An 18,156-nucleotide genomic window follows, 5' to 3' on the forward strand; every position below is an offset into this window, starting at 1 on the left:
TTTCCTGTCATTGACAAACAGAAATCACCGCTTTAGTATAGTTTTATGACTATCAAACAATCGAACGAGGATGAAAAGCGCGTCAAAATCTTCAAAGCGTTGGCGGATGTGAAGCGGATTGAGATTGTTCGATTTTTGTATCGCGCAAAAGCAATGCATACGTGCGGTCACATCGGGAATACGCACGGGTTGAACAAGTCCAATACGACGTACCATCTGAAAATTTTGCATGATGCCGAGCTGATTGACATTATCCGCGACGGGCAATTCAAATTAATTCAACTGAGGGAGGAGACATTTCAAGCGTTTTTGCCGGGTTATTTGGACACGCTGTAGTGCCGGATAACCATTTTTTTTGGACGATAGTTAAAGAGTTTTAGAACTATCGCAAAACACGTAAATGCGTGCAAGTACAAAGCGTGCGCATTGTCTGTTCGTCGGTACTTTAGTTTGAGAGTTTTAATACTATAAAATTTTTGGGGTGTCCATGATGCTTGAACAAAAGAAAAGCTTGTATTCGACTTGGCTCGTTTTGACCTTATGCTTTGTGATCATGCTGGCCGTGATCAATGCTGTCCTGTTTAATGTCGCACTCGCGGATATTTCCGGAGAATTGTCAATCGGTCCGTCGCAGGTCAGCTGGATTGTGGTCGGATACTCGATGATGGTCGCGATCGGTTCGATTACGTATGGCAAACTGGCGGATCGCTTTCGCGTCAAAAGCCTGCTGATCTTCGCTCTCGTCTTGTTTCTTGCCGGGTCGCTGATCGGTTTTGGTTTTTCTTCCTTTGCAGCGGTCATCATCGGGCGGATCATTCAGGCAAGCGGCGGCTCCGCGTTTATTTCCTTGTCGATGATCTCGGTAGCGAGATTTTTGCAGCCGGAGAAGCGGCCTGGCGCTTTGGCGATGTTCAGTGCGACGATTGCGCTGGCGGCGGGGATCGGCCCACTGGTTGGGGGAGCCGTTACGCACACGCTGGGATGGCGGTACTTGTTTTTGCTCATGGTCATCGCTATCGTTGCCATCGCTCTTTTGTTCAAGTTCATGCCAAAAGAGGAGCAGCAGTCGTCAACGTCGCTTCCGTTTGATTTTGCCGGAGCAGGGCTGTTGTTTGGCGTCATCGTTTCCGTTTTGTTTGCGGTCAATCTGAACGGACTGTTCTTTCTTTTGGCGCTCGCGTTCGCTTTTGGCTTCAAATGGTGGCTGCCCAGGACTTCTGCGCCATTCGTGGAACGCGACTTGTTTGCCAACCAGGCTTACTTGCGATTGATCGGAATCGGCTTTTTGATGAATGTCGGCGCGATGGCCAACATGTTCCTTGCGCCGCTCTATTTGATCCATGTGCACAAGCTTTCGCCGTTTGTTGTCGGTTTGCTGTTGTTCCTCGGGGGCATTTCGGGCGTTTTGTCCAGCTTTGCCAGCGGAAAGCTGCTGCCGCGAGTCGGAGGGGGAAAAATCATTTTCGCGGCGACCGTGATGATGATGACAGGCTTCCTCGCGATGGGGGTGATTCCGCGGCCAGATATTATCGTCGTCACGATCTTGTTACTGCTGACCATGATGAGCTACTCCGCGATTCAAGTTTCGCTGAACAATCTCGTTCCGCGAACATTGCTGCCAAGCAAAATCGGCGTAGGGCTAGGCTTTTACAACTTGCTGAACTTCGTCGGGATGGCCTTTGGTCCGGCGGCAGCGAGCAGACTTTTTGAGAAAACGGGCAACTACAGCCTGATTTTTCTCGGCATGGCCGTCGTGATTTGCTTGCATTTCCTGTTAGTGGCGAAACCTACGGCAGTACAACAGCAGTCTCATTGACAGGCTTACTGGCGCGATAGCGATTGCAGACGCAGATGCTTCACAACCGCAACAAAAAAGCCGCTCTTTTCCTGCGAAGGAGCGGCTTTTGCTTGGCTTATTTGGCTGGCGTGCTTTCGGCAGGCCCTGGATGTGCTTTGACGTACTCCAGCGCATTGTAGATGATTTCCGCTGCTTCTTGGCGCGTAATCGCATCGCGCGGGTGCATTTTTTGCCCGTCATCCAGCTTGGCGATTCCGAGAACGAGCGCCCGCTGAATCGTGCCCTGGTAGCTTGGGTTCAGTTGCTCCAGATCGGCGAAGTCGCGGGGAGCGATTTTGATCATCGGCAAATCGTAGTGTGTTTCCATCGCCAGCATGAGCTGATGAATAAACTGTTCTTTCGTCCAAATCTGCTCCGGTTCAAGGTCGGCTGGCAGATCGAGTCCGTTGTTTGCGGCGATGATCAACACGTTGGAGTACCAGGCATCGTTATCGGCCTTGGCAAAATAGTCGGTTGCTTTCGGCTCTTTGATAAAGCGAATGTTGTCGATGTTGAGACGGAACGCACTGACGATCAACTGGATGCCTTGGGCAGCCGTAATCGTCGCATCCGGCATAAAGCGATGATCGTCCACGCCCCGTAAAATTCCTTGTTGTTGCAACGCCATGATTTTATCTTTAGCCGCTACATTTTGCAAATCGGTAAACGGAGCGGAGGCGGCAAAGCCTTGTTGGGCCATAGACAGTGTCAGTAAGGCAAAAGTAGAAAAGGCGAGCAGTTTGCGAGTGGCTTTCATGATTATCACCTCGGCTGTTTTTGAAAAGCTTCACCTGTAGGACGACGGTTTTTCGCGAATGTTTCACGGAGTCATTTTGCAGAATAAATAGACTGCCTTTTCTGTTTATTATATAATGTTATAAGACGTACTAATTAACTCACAGGGGGAAACGTGATGAAACTGATTGCGATTGGCGATAATGTGGTGGATTACTACAAAGACCGCGGCGAAATTTTTCCCGGGGGCAATGCGCTGAACGTAGCGGTGCTGGGCAAACGGTATCAGGCAGATGTGTCCTCGTACATTGGCATCATCGGCAACGACCAGGCGGCTGATCATGTCAGACAGACTCTGCTTTTGGAAAAGATCGATATTTCCCGCTTGCGTCAAGCGATCGGCCCGAATGGAGAAGCGATCGTTTCCCTCAACGCCGACGGTGATCGCGTGTTCGTCGGTTCCAACAAAGGCGGTGTGCAAGCGTACATGGGGCTAAGGCTGACCGATGACGACAAGGCGTACATAGCCAGGCATGAGCTGCTGCACACGAGCATTTACAGCAATCTGGAGCACGAGTTGCCCGAATTGCACAAAGCGATCCGCATTTCCTTCGACTTTTCGACGCGCTGGACGCCTGCCTATTTGGAACGGGTATGCCCTTATGTCGACTACGGCTTTTTCTCGGGGAGCGACCTGACAGAAGACGAGTGCCACCAGCTCATCCAGCAAGTGCATCGTCTGGGAACAAAAGTTGTCGGGGTGACGCGCGGCGCGCAAGGAGCGATTTTTTCCGAAGCAGGCAAGCTGTACCGCCAAGAAATTGTTCCGACCGAGGTCGTAGACACGTTGGGTGCGGGAGACTCGTTTATCGCCATGTTTTTAATGAAGTACCATCCAGACGGCGACATGCAAGCGGCGCTGAGGCAGGCGTCAGTAGCGGCGGCCCAGACGTGCGGACATTACGGCGCTTTCGGATACGGCGTTCCCAAAGTTGGTTGATCGGTCAAAAAAAAGAAGCTAGAGACATCTTCTAGCTTCTTTTATCCTTTTATGCCCCCGCTCGTCAGGCCCCTGACGAAGTATTTTTGCATGAACAAAAAGAGCAGGATGATCGGCAGCGCAGAGATGGTCAAGCCAGCGAGCAGCACGCCCCAATCGGTTTGCAGCATGTCCCGGAACGCCATCAAGCCGGAAGGGATCGTCTTCAGCTTGTTATCGTCAATGAAGATGATGGAAAACAAAAACTCGTTCCAGGAAAAGTAAGCCGTCAACAGCGCAGACGTCAGCAGGATCGGGGTGCTGAGCGGCAAAAAAATGCGGGTGAACACGCTGAAGCTGCTACAGCCATCCATGTAAGCCGCTTCCTCGATTTCTTTCGGGATCGTCAGGAAGTGCGCGCGGATCAACAGCACGGTAAAAGGAAGCCGGTAGGCGACGTACGGGATGATCAAAGCCCAGTACGTGTTGAACAGCCCGAGACTCTGGATCAGTTTGTAAAGGGGGATCAGGCTGACTTGCGGAGAGAGCATCAATCCGCCGAGAATCAAAATCAGCACGAGCCGCTTGCCGCGAAACGAAAAGCGGGTTAGGCCATACGCCCCGAGAGCGCTTAACAGCACGGTCAAAAAGCAAGTCAGGCTGGTGACGATGACGCTGTTTAAAAAGTAGGCGGAAATCCCTTGCTCCCAGGCTGTCACGTAATTTTCGAACAGCCATTGTGTCGGAAGCGCCCAGCTGTCGCTGAAAATCTCGGAAGATTCCTTGAGCGAGTTCATCACCATCCAGAACAACGGGTAGGCGATGGCGACGAAGTACAGCAGCAAAATGACCAAAAGGCTGGAACTGCCCCATGTCAAGCCTCGTCTGCTGCGCTGTTTCTTCGCTGTCGGCAGGAGGGGAGCTGCGTTTTGCTGTGAAACCGTTTCCATATTTTGCTGCATGTCGATTACTCCTCTCCAGTCTTGGATAGCTTCATTTGCACGAGTGAAATCAACAGCGTGATAGCCAAAATGACGTTGGCGATCGTCGACGCGTAGCCCATCTGGTCGTGAACGAAGGCGGACTGGTACAAGTAGGTGCCGAGCACCTCGGAAGCGTGACCGGGACCACCGCCCGTGAGTATGTAGACTTCATTGAAAACGGTAAAGGCGCCAGCCAGCGTAATCGTGGAGGTAACAAACGTCATCTCCCGCACTTGCGGAACCGTGACGTGAAAAAACATCCGGATTTTGCTTGCGCCGTCGATTTCGGCGGCTTCGTACAGCTCTTGCGGGATTTTCTGGATCGCGACGATGAACAGCATCATGATGTAGCCGATGCTTTGCCACTGGGAGACGGCAATCGCCGCAAAGATGGCTGTCGCAGAATCTCCAACCCACGCCCGTGTCCAGCTCTCCAGTCCGATGGCGGACAAAAAGCCGTTCAGCAAGCCGACTTGCGGATGGTAGATGAAGTCAAACAGCAGAGCGATGACGGTGATCGAGATGATGACAGGCGTGAAGTAAATCGTGCGAAAGAGCGGGGAGATTTTGCGAAACACTTTGTCTTCCAGAACAGCCGCCAGGACAAGCCCGCCAAAAACTTGAAAGATGAGAGAAATGACGGCGTAGTAGATGTTGTTCACAAGCGCCTGGTAAAAGATCGGGTCGTGAAACAGCTTCGCGTATTGGGCCAGTCCGACGAACGTTTTGTCCGCGGAGAAAGCGCTCCATTCAAACAAGCTGAACTGGATGTTTTGGACAATCGGGAAGTAAATAAAAAGGAGGATCAACAAAAAGCCTGGAAGGACATACAAGTAACCCGCATATTTTCGCTGGAGCATATCGTTCCCCCCTAAGTGTATGAAGAGACAGTGGAGCCGCTCGGGACTCCACTGCCGTGCTTTTTGGGCGCTTACCTTGTTACTTGGACTGTTCCCGCACCTGCTGCGCTGCCTTGCGAACATCTTGCATGATTTCCTCCGGCGATTTTTCCCCGTTGAGCATTTGCTGCGTGCCTGCGAGATAGGCGTCGACAATTTTGATATCGAGATCGGTATCGAGCCACAAAGCCAAGCCTTCTGCTGCGGTCACGCGCTCTACAGCCTCGATGCCGAGCGGAGTGGCGGTATTTGCGTTGACAGCCCCTTTGACGGCGCTATACTTGCCGACATCCTTGACGAATTTTTCGGCTTGCGCTTTCGAGGTCAAAAATTGCAGGAACTTCACGGCTTCTTTTGGATGCTTCGTGGTGGCCGAAATCATGAAGCCCTCGGGAGCGCCTGTCAAAAATTTCGGATTGCCTTTGCCGCCTTCGATCGCTGGGAAGTCGAGGAATCCCCATGGAAACTTCGTCTTCGGTTCTACCAGCCGCACTTCTGCGGTCTCGGCGTAAAAAATCGCCGCTTTCTGGTCGATGAACAGTTGTCTGGCAAACTCATGATCCAGGCCATTGACATCTTTGTTGAAATAGGGGATTAGCTCCTGCATTTTTTTCAGCGCTTCTACATAGCCTGGGTCTTCAAATGTTCCGGTGGCGCGGTTGTAGTCTTTTTCCCGCGTGCTTTCATCGACCATGCGCTGGTTCAGCGTGCCGATGTAGTGGGAAGATGCCCATGGCGCCTTGTTGCCGAAGGTGATCGGAGTATAGCCGTTGTCCTTTAGCGTTTGCAGGGTGGAGAGGAACTCTGACCAGGTGGTTGGGACGGCGAGATTCAGCTTGGCGAAAATGTCTTTGTTGTAGAAAAACGTTTTGCCGTCGATCGTGAGTGGCACGCCGTACAGCTTGTTGTCCAGCGTAAACGGCACGAGCTGGGATTCCATCAGCTGATCATGCCAGGCTTTGTCTTCCTGGGCGTAGCTGGTCAAATCGAGCGCTTTGCCGCCTCGCACAAACTTGTAGGCGTATTCGCCGCTCCACGAAAAGTAAATGTCAGGGGGATTGTCCGTGCCGAGCAGGACGCTGATTTTTTCCTTGTAGGCGTCGTTTAGCACCGCCTCTGTTTCAATCTTGATGTTCGGATTTTCCTGTTCAAACGCTTTGACGACTTGTTCGAAGTAGGTTTTGTCAGGGTCTCTGGGCCAGCGGTGGAAAAAACGCAAGGTGACCTGCTGATCCGCAGCGGGGGAGACTTGATTTCCGCCAGGGTCTGCAGAAGCTTGCTTGGGCGTATCAGCAGTCGAGCAGCCAGTTGCGAGCGAGAAAATAAGCAAAAGACCAGTGGCGAACCGAAGTATCCTTTTCAAGACATTGCCCCCTTTTATCTTGTAGGAATCGTGCAGGAAAATTTTATATCATATTATGACATTATATTATGATATAAAATTAAGAATTGTCAAACAACAAATGTTCTCCGCGTCTTAGTAAGCGACTTTCCACATGTAACGTCTGGTCGAAAGCGGGTGGTTGCGGGCATCTGCGAGTTCATTGGCAAACTGGCGCAAAACGTAATTCAATACGAGCGGAGCGATATAGCCGCGCAGATCGTCGGCGATTTCGGACAGGTCGAACTCTTTGGCATCCAGCGTGATCAGCTTTTCGCCGTACTGCTGATTGAACGTCTGCACGCGCTCTTCCAGCGGGCGAGTCTCGTCCAGCCCAAGCAGTTGAATGACGGGCACGTTTTTGTCGAGAATTTCGAACGGACCATGGAAATATTCTCCGGCGTGGATCGCATGCGAGTGAATCCACTGCATTTCCATCAGGATGCAGATCGCGAAGGAGTAGGCTACGCCGAAATTGGCTCCGCTGGCGATGGTGTAGATGATGTTTTCGTCCTTGTTGGCTTCCCCGAACGCTTTTGCCTGGTCCATAAACTGACTTTTCGCCCGATCATACACGGTTTGCAAGCTTTGCAGGGACTGGATGAAGCGGTGGAATTTGGCGTTTTCTTCTTTGACGTAGAGCAGTCCTGTCACGAGTTGATACATGATCGAGTAGTTGGTTTCAAAAGCGGGCGCGTCCGGGCCATAGCTGTACGTGATGACGTGCTCCGACGCTTCGGCCAATGGGGAGGACGGTTCGTGGGTCAAGGAAACGGTGAGGGCGCCTTTGCTGCGGGCAAATTTGGCTGCTTCGGCCGTCTCAGGCGTATTGCCGGAGTGGGAGCACAAGATGACGAGCGACTTCGCGCCGAGCGTGGCGGGGTTGCGGTGAATAAATTCATTGGAGCTGTACAAGTCCGAGTAGATCGTTTTCGCTTCGCGGTCGAGCCAGTATTTGCTTGGATACATCAAGGCCGATGATCCGCCGCAAGCGACGAGAAAGACGTTTTCGATCGGACGGGAGCTGATTGCATCCAAAGCTTGCTGAACGTAAGGATGTAACATGAGAAGACCTCCTTGAAATGAATGGATTGGTTATATAACAATATATAACATCTTATAAACGGACAATCAACTGATTTTTCGAAAAATTTACCAAGAAGCCGTCCACAACAAAAACACTGGATGCTTCGTCCAGTGTCATTGGCTGCGGTTTTGCCCGGTATTGATGGTAAACGTGACGCGATCGGTCGGGATCAGCGAGCTGGAAGAGTGGAAGGGACTGCCTGTGTTATCGTAAGCTACCTTGTCGATCTGGTAGAGCGGCGTGCCGATGGAACAGCGCAGCAGTTCGGCTTCTTCCTGGGTTGCCATGATCACATTCAGCGTTTTCAGGTTGGAGGCAGGCTCGACCTGGTAGTATTTTTTCAGCACCTGATACGTCGAAATCGACTCGGCAATATACTTTTCCAGTTGGGGGAAGCGCGTCAGCGGATAGTAGACGGTTTCCCAAACAAGCGGGGCGTCGTTGACGTAGTGCAGCCGCTTCAATTGCAGGATCGGCGTCCCGACGGCTATTTGCAAAGGGGACGCGATCGCTTCGTCCGCCTCGATCAGCGCGGTTGAAATAATTTGCGGCTGCGGCAACTGCCCGGTCTGGGTGAGAAACTCGGAAAAGCCGTTGACTGCGATCAGCTCACGCTTCAATTTGGTAGCCGTGACGAACGTGCCTTTTCCTTGCTGGCGCTGCAAAATGCCAGCCTCGACCAGCTCCGTGATGGCTCGGCGGGTCGTAATCCGGCTCACCCCGTACATTTCGCACAGTTCTCCTTCCGGCGGGAGTTGCTGACCTGACTTGTATACACCACGATTGATATCTTCTTTGATGACTTCCTTGAGTTGGAGGTAGAGCGGCTTGTGACTCGCGTTATTTAATTTCATCGCTTTTGTCTCCGATCAAAAAATTTTAAATCGTCTTATAATAATATATCATATTTCGGTCATGCAAGCATTTTCGCAAAAAGGCGCTTCACTGGCATTACGCTTGACGGGACGCTATGATAAACATAATTGTTGGTGGAGAGGACTGGTACATATGGCTCGTGTCTTATTCGTTAACGGCGGCTCGGAAGGACATGTCAACCCGACAGTCGGCGTGGTCCAAGAGCTTGTTTCGCGCGGGGAAGAGGTCGCGTACGTTGCGATTGAAGCTTATCGGGAGCGCTTGGAGCAGGCGGGCGCTACGGTACGAACTTTTGACGGACAAAAATTCATCCAGGCGTTCATCTCAGGGGGCAGAAATTACTTGCTGCAGAGAGTCAACGGACTTTTGCACACAGCGGATATCGTCATCCCGAGCGTTTTGGAGCAGATAAAAGGCGAGCAGTTTGATTATATCATTCACGACTCCATGTTTGGCTGCGGCCGATTGCTTGCCGAGATGCTCCAGCTTCCGGCGATTAGCTCTTGTACTTCTTTTGCCCAGACGAAAGCTTCTTTCGAGGAGACGCTGGAGCAGCTTTCGCGCGAAATGCCTCTAGAGTTGAGGAAAGCGAGCGAAGCTGAATTTCAACGCCTGACAGCCAGCGTGCAGGAAAAGTACGGGGTACAGATTCATTCGCCTTACGAAGTGTTTTGCAATCCGGCACCATTGAGCATTGTTTACACATCAAGGGAGTTTCAACCTTTTGCAGAAGCGTTCGACCATACATACAAATTTGTCGGCCCATCGATCGCTCCGCGCTACTCGCAAGATCGCTTCAATCTAGCGCAAATCAAAGAGAAGCGTCCGATTTACATCTCATTGGGCACCATCGTGAATCATTCGATTGACTTTTATCAGCTTTGCTTTCAGGCATTCGGCAATACAGAGCATACTGTTGTCATGTCCATCGGGAACAAAGTCCAGCTTGCTGATCTGGGAGACATCCCTGAAAACTTCTTGGTGAAAAGCTATGTTCCCCAGCTCGATGTGCTCCAGCATGCCAAACTGTTTATTACGCATGGCGGGATGAACAGTGCGAGCGAGGGGCTTTACTACGGGGTGCCGCTCGTTGTTCTCCCGCAAGGCGCGGATCAGCCCGTCATTGCCGGACAAGTTGCCAAGCTGGGGGCAGGACTTGCTTTGGACATGCAAAACTTGACCGCAAGCGAACTGCGCGAAGCCGCCGAGCAGGTGCTGGAGCAGCCGTCCTTCCGCAAAGCTGCTGCAACGGTCAGCGAATCGTTTCAACGAGCAGGCGGTTATCGGCAAGCGGTGGATGAGATTTTGCAGTGGAGAGGTCGGTAGCGGTTGGAAGGAACTCGCAGACGACCAGAGCTTGTATCGCAATGGACGCCTGAGAGATTGCCACGACATTTTCTCGTCACAAGTTTGTCATTTCTATAAAAAAGTGGAAAAAGATTGAAATTGACTGGCGGATGGATTAAAATTTTTCTAAAGGAATTACGGACGTTAGCAAACATGCGATCATGAGAAGTCAGGGAAGTATTCGTTCGAAAAAGCCCCGTTTGAATCTAATAGCACAGCAACCTGAGTGAATCTATTGAAGCTTAGGCACTTTAGAGGAATGAAGGGGTCATACGGCAATGCAGCGCAGTGGAGTGTATCGGCAGATCGATACATGAAAGGGCGAAGCATTGCCGTTTTTGGTATGTTTGCCATTCAAAAGCGAAAGAAGTTTCAAAGATGATGGAGGAATCGCTAGACATGGAGCAAATCACGTACTATCCACTGACTCATCCGCAAAAAAGAATCTGGTCAATCGAGCAGATTTATCCCGACACTCCTTTGCACAACATTGGCGGAACCGTAATGATAAAAGGCACTGTACAGATGCCCGCGCTTGAAAAAGCGATTCATCTGCTTATGGAAAAACATGAAGCTTTGCGGCTGCGAGTTTTGAACCGCAGCGGCGAGCCGCTGCAATACGTGAGTCCGTTTGCCCCGTTCCCACTGGACTATATCGATTTCTCAACAGGCAAAGAGCCGCGAAAAGATTTTGCCGATTGGGTGCAAGCGGAAGCGAGAAAGCCGTTCGTCATCGAAAACGAGAGGCTTTTTTATTTTGCCTTGTTTCGCATCTCGGACGAGGAACATGGCTACCTGGTCAAGTTGCATCACATGATCGCCGATGGCTGGTCGATCAACATTATGACCGAGCATATTCGGGAACATTACGGCAAGCTTGTGCGCGGAGAGGAAGTCTCTGACCATCAGTCTGCTCCGAGCTACCTGGCTTACATCGACCACGAGCGGGACTATCTTGCGTCGGAGCGCTTCTGGAAAAACCGGACGTTTTGGAACGAGAAATTCCGCGATCTTCCTGACGCGTATGTGGAAAAAAGCTCAGACACGTTGCCGGGAAACCGCATCACGCATGAATGGAGTGCCGAGCTTTCCAATCAAGTAAAAGAGTGGGCAAAAGCAAACAACTGGTCGCTGAATACCATTTTTGTGGCGCTGTACTTGCTGTATGTACACAAGTTTACCGGGCGCGAGGATCTCGTGATTGGCACGCCGGTGCTCAATCGATCCGGGAAGCAGCAAAAGAGCATGTTTGGCATGTTTACCAGCACGATGCCGTTTCGTTTTACCATCGACGATCGCTGTTCTGTCGCGGACATGGTGGCTCGGGTCAACAGGGAGCTTTTGGATTGCTTTTTCCATCAGCGCTATCCGTATGACTTGCTGATTCAGGACGTGGAGCTGAAAAAAAGAGGCTACCATCAGCTGTTTGATGTGTGTATCAATTACTACAACACAGCGCTCCAGACGGTTTGGGACGGCTGCGCGGTCGAGAATGTCGAGTTTTACAGCGGGCACCAAATTTATTCGATGCAGCTCGTCATCAAGGAATGGTCGGACTCCGGTCGCATCAGCATCAGTTTTGACTACAAAACGAGCGACTACGCGGAAGAGCAGATCGAGGATTTGTTTGCTCGTCTGACCGCTTTGACCCGGAAAATCGTGGCCCGGCCCGACGAGCCGATCAAGCAGCTTACGCTTTTCTCCGAGGAAGAGCAGCAAAAACTGGTAGTGGAGTATAACGGGACAGATGCCTTTTATCCGCGCGACCAAACGATCTATCAGCTTTTTGAAGCGCAGGCAGCAAAAACGCCGGACAAGCTCGCCGTCCAATATGGCGAAAAGTTTTTGACCTACCAGCAATTGAACGAGAAAGCCAACCAGCTTGCCAGATATTTAAAAGAACAAGAGGTTGGGCGAGAAACGATCGTAGGCTTGTTGACCACGCACTCTTTGGAAACCGTGATCGGGCTGATTGCCGTCGGAAAAGCGGGCGGCGCCTTCATGCCGATCGATCCTGACAATCCAGCCGAGCGAACTCGCTATTTGCTGCAAAACTCCGGCACCCAGCTTTTGCTGACGAATGTGGACCCGGCGGACGAGTGGGGCTTCACTGGACAGATCATCCGCCTGCCGGACGTCGACTGCACAGCGTATGCATCCACTAACTTGCAGGCTGAAAGCGGGCCTGCCGATCTGGTGTACATGATTTATACATCCGGTTCTACGGGCAGGCCGAAGGGCACGATGGTGGAACACCGCGGGCTGGTCAATTACATTTGCTGGGCGAAAAAGATGTATGTCAAGCAGGATGACGAGGTGTTCCCGCTCTATTCGTCTTTGGCGTTCGACCTGACGATTACCTCCGTGTTTACTCCGCTGATTAGCGGCGGCACGATCATGGTCTACAGCCACACAGAAGACGAGTATGTGCTGTTCCGCATTTTGCGTGAGAACAAAGCGACGATCGTCAAGCTTACGCCTTCGCATTTATCTTTGTTAACAGATCGTGACAATCGGAATTGTTCGGTGAAAAGGTTCATCGTGGGCGGTGAAAATCTGAAGGTCAGCCTTGCCAAAAGCGTCTGCGACAGCTTCGGAGGAAACATCGAGATTCTCAACGAGTACGGCCCAACCGAGACGGTGGTCGGGTGCATGATTCACGCTTTTGATCCCGTGACGGACACAAGAGCCGCTGTGCCCATCGGGAAGCCGGCCGACAATGTCCGCATATACGTACTGGACAAACAGTTGGCTCCTGTCCCGACCTACGCTGTCGGGGAAATGTATATTGCGGGCGACGGAGTGGCGAGAGGGTACTTCCGCAATGAGGAGCTGACCAGAGAGAAATTTATCGACGACCCGTTCGTTCCTGGGGAGCGGATGTACAAGACGGGAGACCTTGGCAGGTTTTTGCCGGATGGCAAGCTGGAGTATTTGGGCAGGGGCGACCAGCAAGTCAAGATCAGAGGCTACCGGGTTGAATTGGGCGAAATCGAAAACCAGTTGCTCCAGCACCCGCTTGTAAAAAAGGCGGTTGTCCTCGACAGGGAAGACAAGCAGCAAACCGTGATGCTGTGCGCCTATTACGTCGCGGCGGGCGAGATCGCCAGTTTTGAGCTGAAACAGCATTTGGCACGGCAACTGCCGGATTACCTTGTCCCGCATCATTTCATCGAGGTAAAAGAAATCCCGCTCACAGCCAACGGCAAGGTCGACACGCGCTCCTTGGCTGAGATCGAGTTGCCAAGCACGGAACACATCGAATATGACGCTTATTCGAGCGAAAAAGAAAAGCAGTTCATTCAGACGGTGGAAGAAGTTCTTGGCGTCTGGCAGATCGGTCGCAAGCACAACTTTTACCATATGGGCGGAGACTCGATCAAAGCTATTCAGATCGCTTCCAGGCTGAGTGGAAAAGGCTACCAGATCAAGGTCAAGGAGATGCTGTCCACCCCCATCATGGAGGAGATGGCCATGCTTGTCGAAGAAGTTCAGCTGACTGTTGTCGAGCAAGGGCTGGCGGAGGGCAGCATTTTGCCTACGCCGATCGTTGCCTGGTTTTTTGCCCGGTCATTCCCCAGCCCGCAGCATTATCATCAGACTGTTTTCGTGGAAATCAGCCCGGCCGTTACGGTAGAAATGCTGGAACGAGCGCTGTTCAAGCTTGTGGAGCACCACGACAGCTTGCGCATGAACGTCAGAGCTGCTCACGGCGATTTGTTCTACAACAATGACCACTTGCTGGCCCCGTATCCAATCGAACAGCGCGAGTTTACGGACATTGCTCATTCCGAGCGCTATGACAGGCTAGAGCAGGTGGCGCATGAACTGGCGGAGCGCACAGACTTGTCCCGCGACCTTTTGCTGAAAGCTTGCCTGATTCATCTCGGAAGCACGCGCCATTTGCTGCTGTCTGCCCATCATCTGCTAGTAGATGGCGTCTCCTGGCGAATCATCCTAGAAGATTTGAACGCGCTGCTCAAGCAAATTTGTCTCGGACAAGCGGTGGAACTTCCTTTGAAGACGCATTCCTATCAAAAATGGGCAGAGTCTTTGGCTGGCTACTGGCGCAGCGAGAGAGAGGCGGGGGCAGAAAAAGAAAAAGCGTACTGGGAAGCGGTCTTGCAAAAGTTTGTGCCGTTTCCGACTGACCATGATTACGGCGCAGACCGTTTGGCTGCCAGCTGCACCCTTTCTGCCGAGCTGAGCAAGCAGGAAACACTGGCACTTTTGACCGAAGCCAATGCTTCCTACAATACGGAGCCTGTCGATCTGCTGTTGACGGCTTTATTCATCGCGATCCGCGAACATACAGGACAGACGGATATCGTAATCGAGACGGAGGGGCATGGGCGAGAACAGCTTGCGGAAAAGCTGGATATCGGCAGAACGGTCGGATGGTTCACGAGTCTCTACCCGTTTGGCCTCTCGCTCACAGACGGAGCTTTGTCCGAGCAGATCAAGCATGTCAAGGAGACGCGAAGAAACGTACCAAACAACGGAGTTGGTTACGGCATTTTGCGCTATTTGGCAAAGACTGTCCCGGACTACGCCCCCCAGACGGTCAGGTTTAATTACTTGGGCGAGTTTGCCCAAACGTTTGACGGCGGCTACGTGAAACTGCTCGGCGGCGCTTTCCAGCAAAACACCAGCCCGGACAACCCGCTCACTTGCCTGATCGATGTGAACTGCTTTGTTCTGGATGGTCAGTTGCAAATACGGCTTGCCTTTAGCCGGAACAAGTTTACGGAAAGCAGCATGCAGCGCTTTTTGGGCAACTTCCAGCGCCATCTGGGCGAGATCATTCTGCATGGCAGCCAGCACGGAGCGAAGGAGTTTACCCCTTCTGATTTTGACACGGTAGAGCTTACGCAAGAAGAGTTGGACAATTTGTTCATTTGACGGCGGAAAATTCGGGATGAGAGGTTAAGTGTATGAGAAAAGGAATCGCGGCATGGCTTGTCCTGCTTTTGCTCACCATGACTTTTCCCTGGAAATTACAGGCGGAAACAGCGGCAACAACCAGTCTGGACGAACAAAAAATCGCAGCCATCGAAGCTTGGATCGAGGAAAAAATGCAGGACGGCAAAATACCGGGGGCATCTGTCGTCATTGTCAAAGGCGAAGAGACGATCTACAACCGCGGGTTTGGCTATGCGGACGTGGCCGCGCAACGCCCGGTGACGACACAAACGCTGTTTGAGCTTGGTTCTACGAGCAAAGCGTTTACTGGCCTGATCATACTGGCGCTGGAAGAACAAGGACTGCTCAGCTTACAAGACCCGGTGCAAAAATATCTCCCGTGGTTTCAGATGAAGGATGCCAGAGGAAATACGCCGCCTATTACGCTGGAACAATTGCTCCACCATACTAGCGGAATCCCGTTCCGCTCGATTGGCGAGATTCCGGCAGGCGAAGAGGCAGACGCGCTGGAGCGGACAGTCAGGGCAGCCGCAGGACAGACGCTCGATTTTTCTCCGGGAGAACGCTTCCTGTATGCGTCGATCAACTACGATGTCCTCGGATTGGTCGTAGAAAAAGTGACGGGGAAGTCTTTTGAACAGGTGGCAAAAGACAACGTGCTGACGCCGCTCGGCATGCAGCATTCCTACCTGTTCCGTCAGGAAGCCGAGCAGCATGAAATGGCCAAAGGCTATAAAATCGGCTTTTTGGGAGCGCGAGAATACGAGGCTCCTGTGTATCGGGGCAATACGCCAGCCGGATACATCATTTCCAATAGCGAGGATATGGCGATTTGGCTGAAAAAGCAGCTCGGCTCGGGAGCAAACGAACAGGTGAGCAGCGAGCTGATTAGAAGGTCCCATCAGCCGGATCGCTCTGTTTTTCCGGGCGGCGACGGCTCCTCGTATGCTGCGGGCTGGTTCGTCTACCAAAAAGGCAGCGGCGAGCTGTCCCACGGCGGAAGCAACCCGAATTACTCTTCCTCGGTCGTCATTCGCCCGGGCGAGCAGCTGGGAGTAGCGGTATTAACCAATATCAACTCGGCTCACACACAGGCGATGGGTCAGGGAATCATGGAAATTTTGCAAGGCAAGCAACCGCCGGAAAACGTTTCCGACCTTTACAGCAGTGTCGACAAGGTGGCGGTTGTCATTTTGTGCATCGCGATCCCGTTGATTGCGGTTACCGCCTGGTTTGCCGCCAAGGCGCTCGGCGAAATCGCCCGAAAACAGCGGCGTCCATCCGCAGGGTTTGTGAAAAACGCGTATCGCTTTGCCGTGCTGCTCGTCTGTTTAGGGCTGTGCGGATACTGTTTTTGGCAAATTCCTTCCGTCTTGTTTGACGGGCTGTCCTGGAGCTTCGTCGACGTCTGGGCGCCTGCAAGCTTTGTGGTCGCCATCCTTAGCTTGTTTGTCGGGATTGTGCTGTTTTCCGTCTATTACTGGATGACGGTTGTGTTTCCAAAAGCGAATGACCGGACCTTTTTTCCGATCATCGTCCTCAGTACCGTCAGTGGATTGGGCAATGCGCTGATTATTTTTATCATCAACGAGGCGCTCAACCATACTGACCGTTTTCAGGGCGGCTTGTTTTCCTTTTTTATCATGGGCATCCTCATCTACGTGTGCGGACAAAGGTTGGTCAGGGCCAAACTGATTACGATCACAAACGAGATGGTGTTCCAAAAAAGAACAGAGTTGATCGACAAAATTCTCAACTCTCCGTACCAAAACATTGAAGCCATCGAAAAAGAGCGCATCTACTCCGTGTTGAACAACGATACGGAAACGATCAGCGGCGTGTCCAACATCTTGATTTTCGGGGTCACCAGTCTGGTTACTTTGCTGTGTTGCTTCATTTATTTAGGCATGGTCAATCTGTATGGCCTGCTCATTTCCATTGTCGTGATTTTGGTCGCCGCCGGGCTTTATTTTCTCGCAGGTCGGTATGCCAATCGCGTGTGGGAAGAGACGAGGGACATACAAAATGCCTTTTTCAAGTTCATCAATCACATGATTGGCGGTTTCAAGGAACTGAGCATCCACAAAGGAAAGAAAGGGCAATTCCAGCAGGAGTTGCAACAAAGCTGCGATACGTACCGGATCAAGCGGATTCAGGGGGATTTAAGTTTCGCCAACGTGTTTGTGATGGGCGAGCTGCTGTTCACCTTCGTGATCGGGGTCGTTGCGTTCATTTTCCCTGTCGTCTTTACGGATATTGCCAGCAGTTCCTTGCGAGCCTACATTTTTGTGTTTCTGTATATGACAGGCCCTGTGCACGGCGTTTTGGATGCGATTCCGAATTTTATTCGCGTCCGGATTAGCTGGAATCGGTTGAATGAACTATCGAGACAGCTGGAAGTCGGTGAGGACAAACAGGAGGGGCAAAAGATAGAGGCACTTCCATCTGGCGAAGACATTCATTTGGAGGCCAGAGCTGTTGAATATCATTATAAAAACGCCGAGGGCGAGCAGTTTACTGTCGGTCCGGTCAACCTGAGCTTCCATTCTGGTCAGGTCACTTTCATTACGGGCGGGAACGGGAGCGGGAAATCGACATTAGGCAAGCTGTTGGTGGGATTGTACAAGCCCGACCGGGGTGAACTGTTGGTGAATGGTCAGCGCCAGGAAGAGTTGGGGCAACATTTTGCTGCCATTTTCAGCGATTTTCACTTGTTCGAGAAGTTGTACGGCATCAACGTCAATCAAAAAGAACAAGAAATTCAAGAATATTTGCTGAAACTCGGCATCGACCATAAGCTGCACATCCAGAATGGCGGCTTCAGCACGGTCAATCTGTCTACGGGCCAAAGAAAACGGTTGGCCTTGTTAGTCAGTTGCATGGAGGATCGACCGGTCTATTTCTTTGACGAATGGGCTGCCGATCAGGACCCTGAGTTTAGAGAATATTTTTACAACACACTTCTGCCTGAGATGAAGCAAAAAGGCAAGTGCGTCATTGCGATTACGCATGACGACAGGTATTTCCATGTAGCCGATCAGCTTTTGAAAATGGAAGTCGGGCAGATCGCTCATGAACATGTGAAACAGCATGCATGAGAATCTCTGGG

General features: G+C 51.7%; 12 protein-coding genes. 6 read left to right on the forward strand and 6 right to left on the reverse strand.

Annotated features, from left to right (window positions below):
* Window positions 1-45: 45 nt before the first annotated feature.
* Together EDM60_RS25400 and EDM60_RS25405 are read left to right on the forward strand one after the other, a co-directional pair.
* A complete protein-coding gene (locus tag EDM60_RS25400; RefSeq protein ID WP_063228204.1) occupies window positions 46-336 on the forward strand; it encodes an ArsR/SmtB family transcription factor in 291 nt (96 codons plus the stop codon).
* 154 nt (window positions 337-490) lie between these two features.
* Window positions 491-1,816 carry an MFS transporter gene (locus EDM60_RS25405; RefSeq protein WP_122966445.1) on the forward strand — a complete coding sequence of 442 codons (1,326 nt, stop codon included), beginning with the start codon at window positions 491-493 and terminating at the stop codon, window positions 1,814-1,816.
* A 97-nt stretch (window positions 1,817-1,913) separates the two neighbouring features.
* Here EDM60_RS25405 and EDM60_RS25410 read toward each other — a convergent pair whose 3' ends face one another.
* Window positions 1,914-2,594, reverse strand: coding sequence for an S-layer homology domain-containing protein (locus EDM60_RS25410; RefSeq protein WP_122966446.1), 681 nt, complete (start codon window positions 2,592-2,594; stop codon window positions 1,914-1,916).
* Window positions 2,595-2,750: 156 nt separating this feature from the next.
* On the opposite strand from EDM60_RS25410, the gene EDM60_RS25415 reads away from it, so the two are divergent.
* Window positions 2,751-3,572 (forward strand): PfkB family carbohydrate kinase, encoded by an 822-nt coding sequence (locus tag EDM60_RS25415; protein ID WP_122966447.1) that lies wholly within the window; start codon window positions 2,751-2,753, stop codon window positions 3,570-3,572.
* A 41-nt stretch (window positions 3,573-3,613) separates the two neighbouring features.
* Here EDM60_RS25415 and EDM60_RS25420 read toward each other — a convergent pair whose 3' ends face one another.
* The 5 genes from EDM60_RS25420 to EDM60_RS25440 all read right to left on the reverse strand — a co-directional run bounded on the left by EDM60_RS25420 (window position 3,614) and on the right by EDM60_RS25440 (window position 8,755).
* Complete coding sequence (locus EDM60_RS25420) at window positions 3,614-4,513, reverse strand: carbohydrate ABC transporter permease (protein WP_371736970.1); 900 nt, start codon at window positions 4,511-4,513, stop codon at window positions 3,614-3,616.
* A gap of 5 nt (window positions 4,514-4,518) precedes the next feature.
* Complete coding sequence (locus EDM60_RS25425; RefSeq protein WP_122966448.1) at window positions 4,519-5,394, reverse strand: carbohydrate ABC transporter permease; 876 nt, start codon at window positions 5,392-5,394, stop codon at window positions 4,519-4,521.
* A 79-nt stretch (window positions 5,395-5,473) separates the two neighbouring features.
* Window positions 5,474-6,796, reverse strand: a complete 1,323-nt coding sequence (locus tag EDM60_RS25430) for an ABC transporter substrate-binding protein (RefSeq protein WP_233454198.1) — start codon at window positions 6,794-6,796, stop codon at window positions 5,474-5,476.
* 114 nt (window positions 6,797-6,910) lie between these two features.
* Window positions 6,911-7,879, reverse strand: coding sequence for an SIS domain-containing protein (locus EDM60_RS25435; protein ID WP_122966450.1), 969 nt, complete (start codon window positions 7,877-7,879; stop codon window positions 6,911-6,913).
* A gap of 135 nt (window positions 7,880-8,014) precedes the next feature.
* Complete coding sequence (locus tag EDM60_RS25440; protein ID WP_122966451.1) at window positions 8,015-8,755, reverse strand: GntR family transcriptional regulator; 741 nt, start codon at window positions 8,753-8,755, stop codon at window positions 8,015-8,017.
* 154 nt (window positions 8,756-8,909) lie between these two features.
* On the opposite strand from EDM60_RS25440, the gene EDM60_RS25445 reads away from it, so the two are divergent.
* The 3 genes from EDM60_RS25445 to EDM60_RS25455 all read left to right on the forward strand — a co-directional run bounded on the left by EDM60_RS25445 (window position 8,910) and on the right by EDM60_RS25455 (window position 18,145).
* Complete coding sequence (locus tag EDM60_RS25445; RefSeq protein WP_122966452.1) at window positions 8,910-10,103, forward strand: macrolide family glycosyltransferase; 1,194 nt, start codon at window positions 8,910-8,912, stop codon at window positions 10,101-10,103.
* A 420-nt stretch (window positions 10,104-10,523) separates the two neighbouring features.
* Window positions 10,524-15,026 (forward strand): amino acid adenylation domain-containing protein, encoded by a 4,503-nt coding sequence (locus tag EDM60_RS25450; RefSeq protein ID WP_233454197.1) that lies wholly within the window; start codon window positions 10,524-10,526, stop codon window positions 15,024-15,026.
* Window positions 15,027-15,058: 32 nt separating this feature from the next.
* Window positions 15,059-18,145: a cyclic peptide export ABC transporter gene (locus EDM60_RS25455; RefSeq protein WP_122966453.1), complete on the forward strand. Its 3,087-nt coding sequence runs from the start codon at window positions 15,059-15,061 to the stop codon at window positions 18,143-18,145.
* The last annotated feature ends 11 nt before the right edge of the window (window positions 18,146-18,156 follow it).

The sequence above is a fragment of the Brevibacillus parabrevis genome (assembly GCF_003710905.1).
Classification (GTDB): domain Bacteria; phylum Bacillota; class Bacilli; order Brevibacillales; family Brevibacillaceae; genus Brevibacillus; species Brevibacillus parabrevis.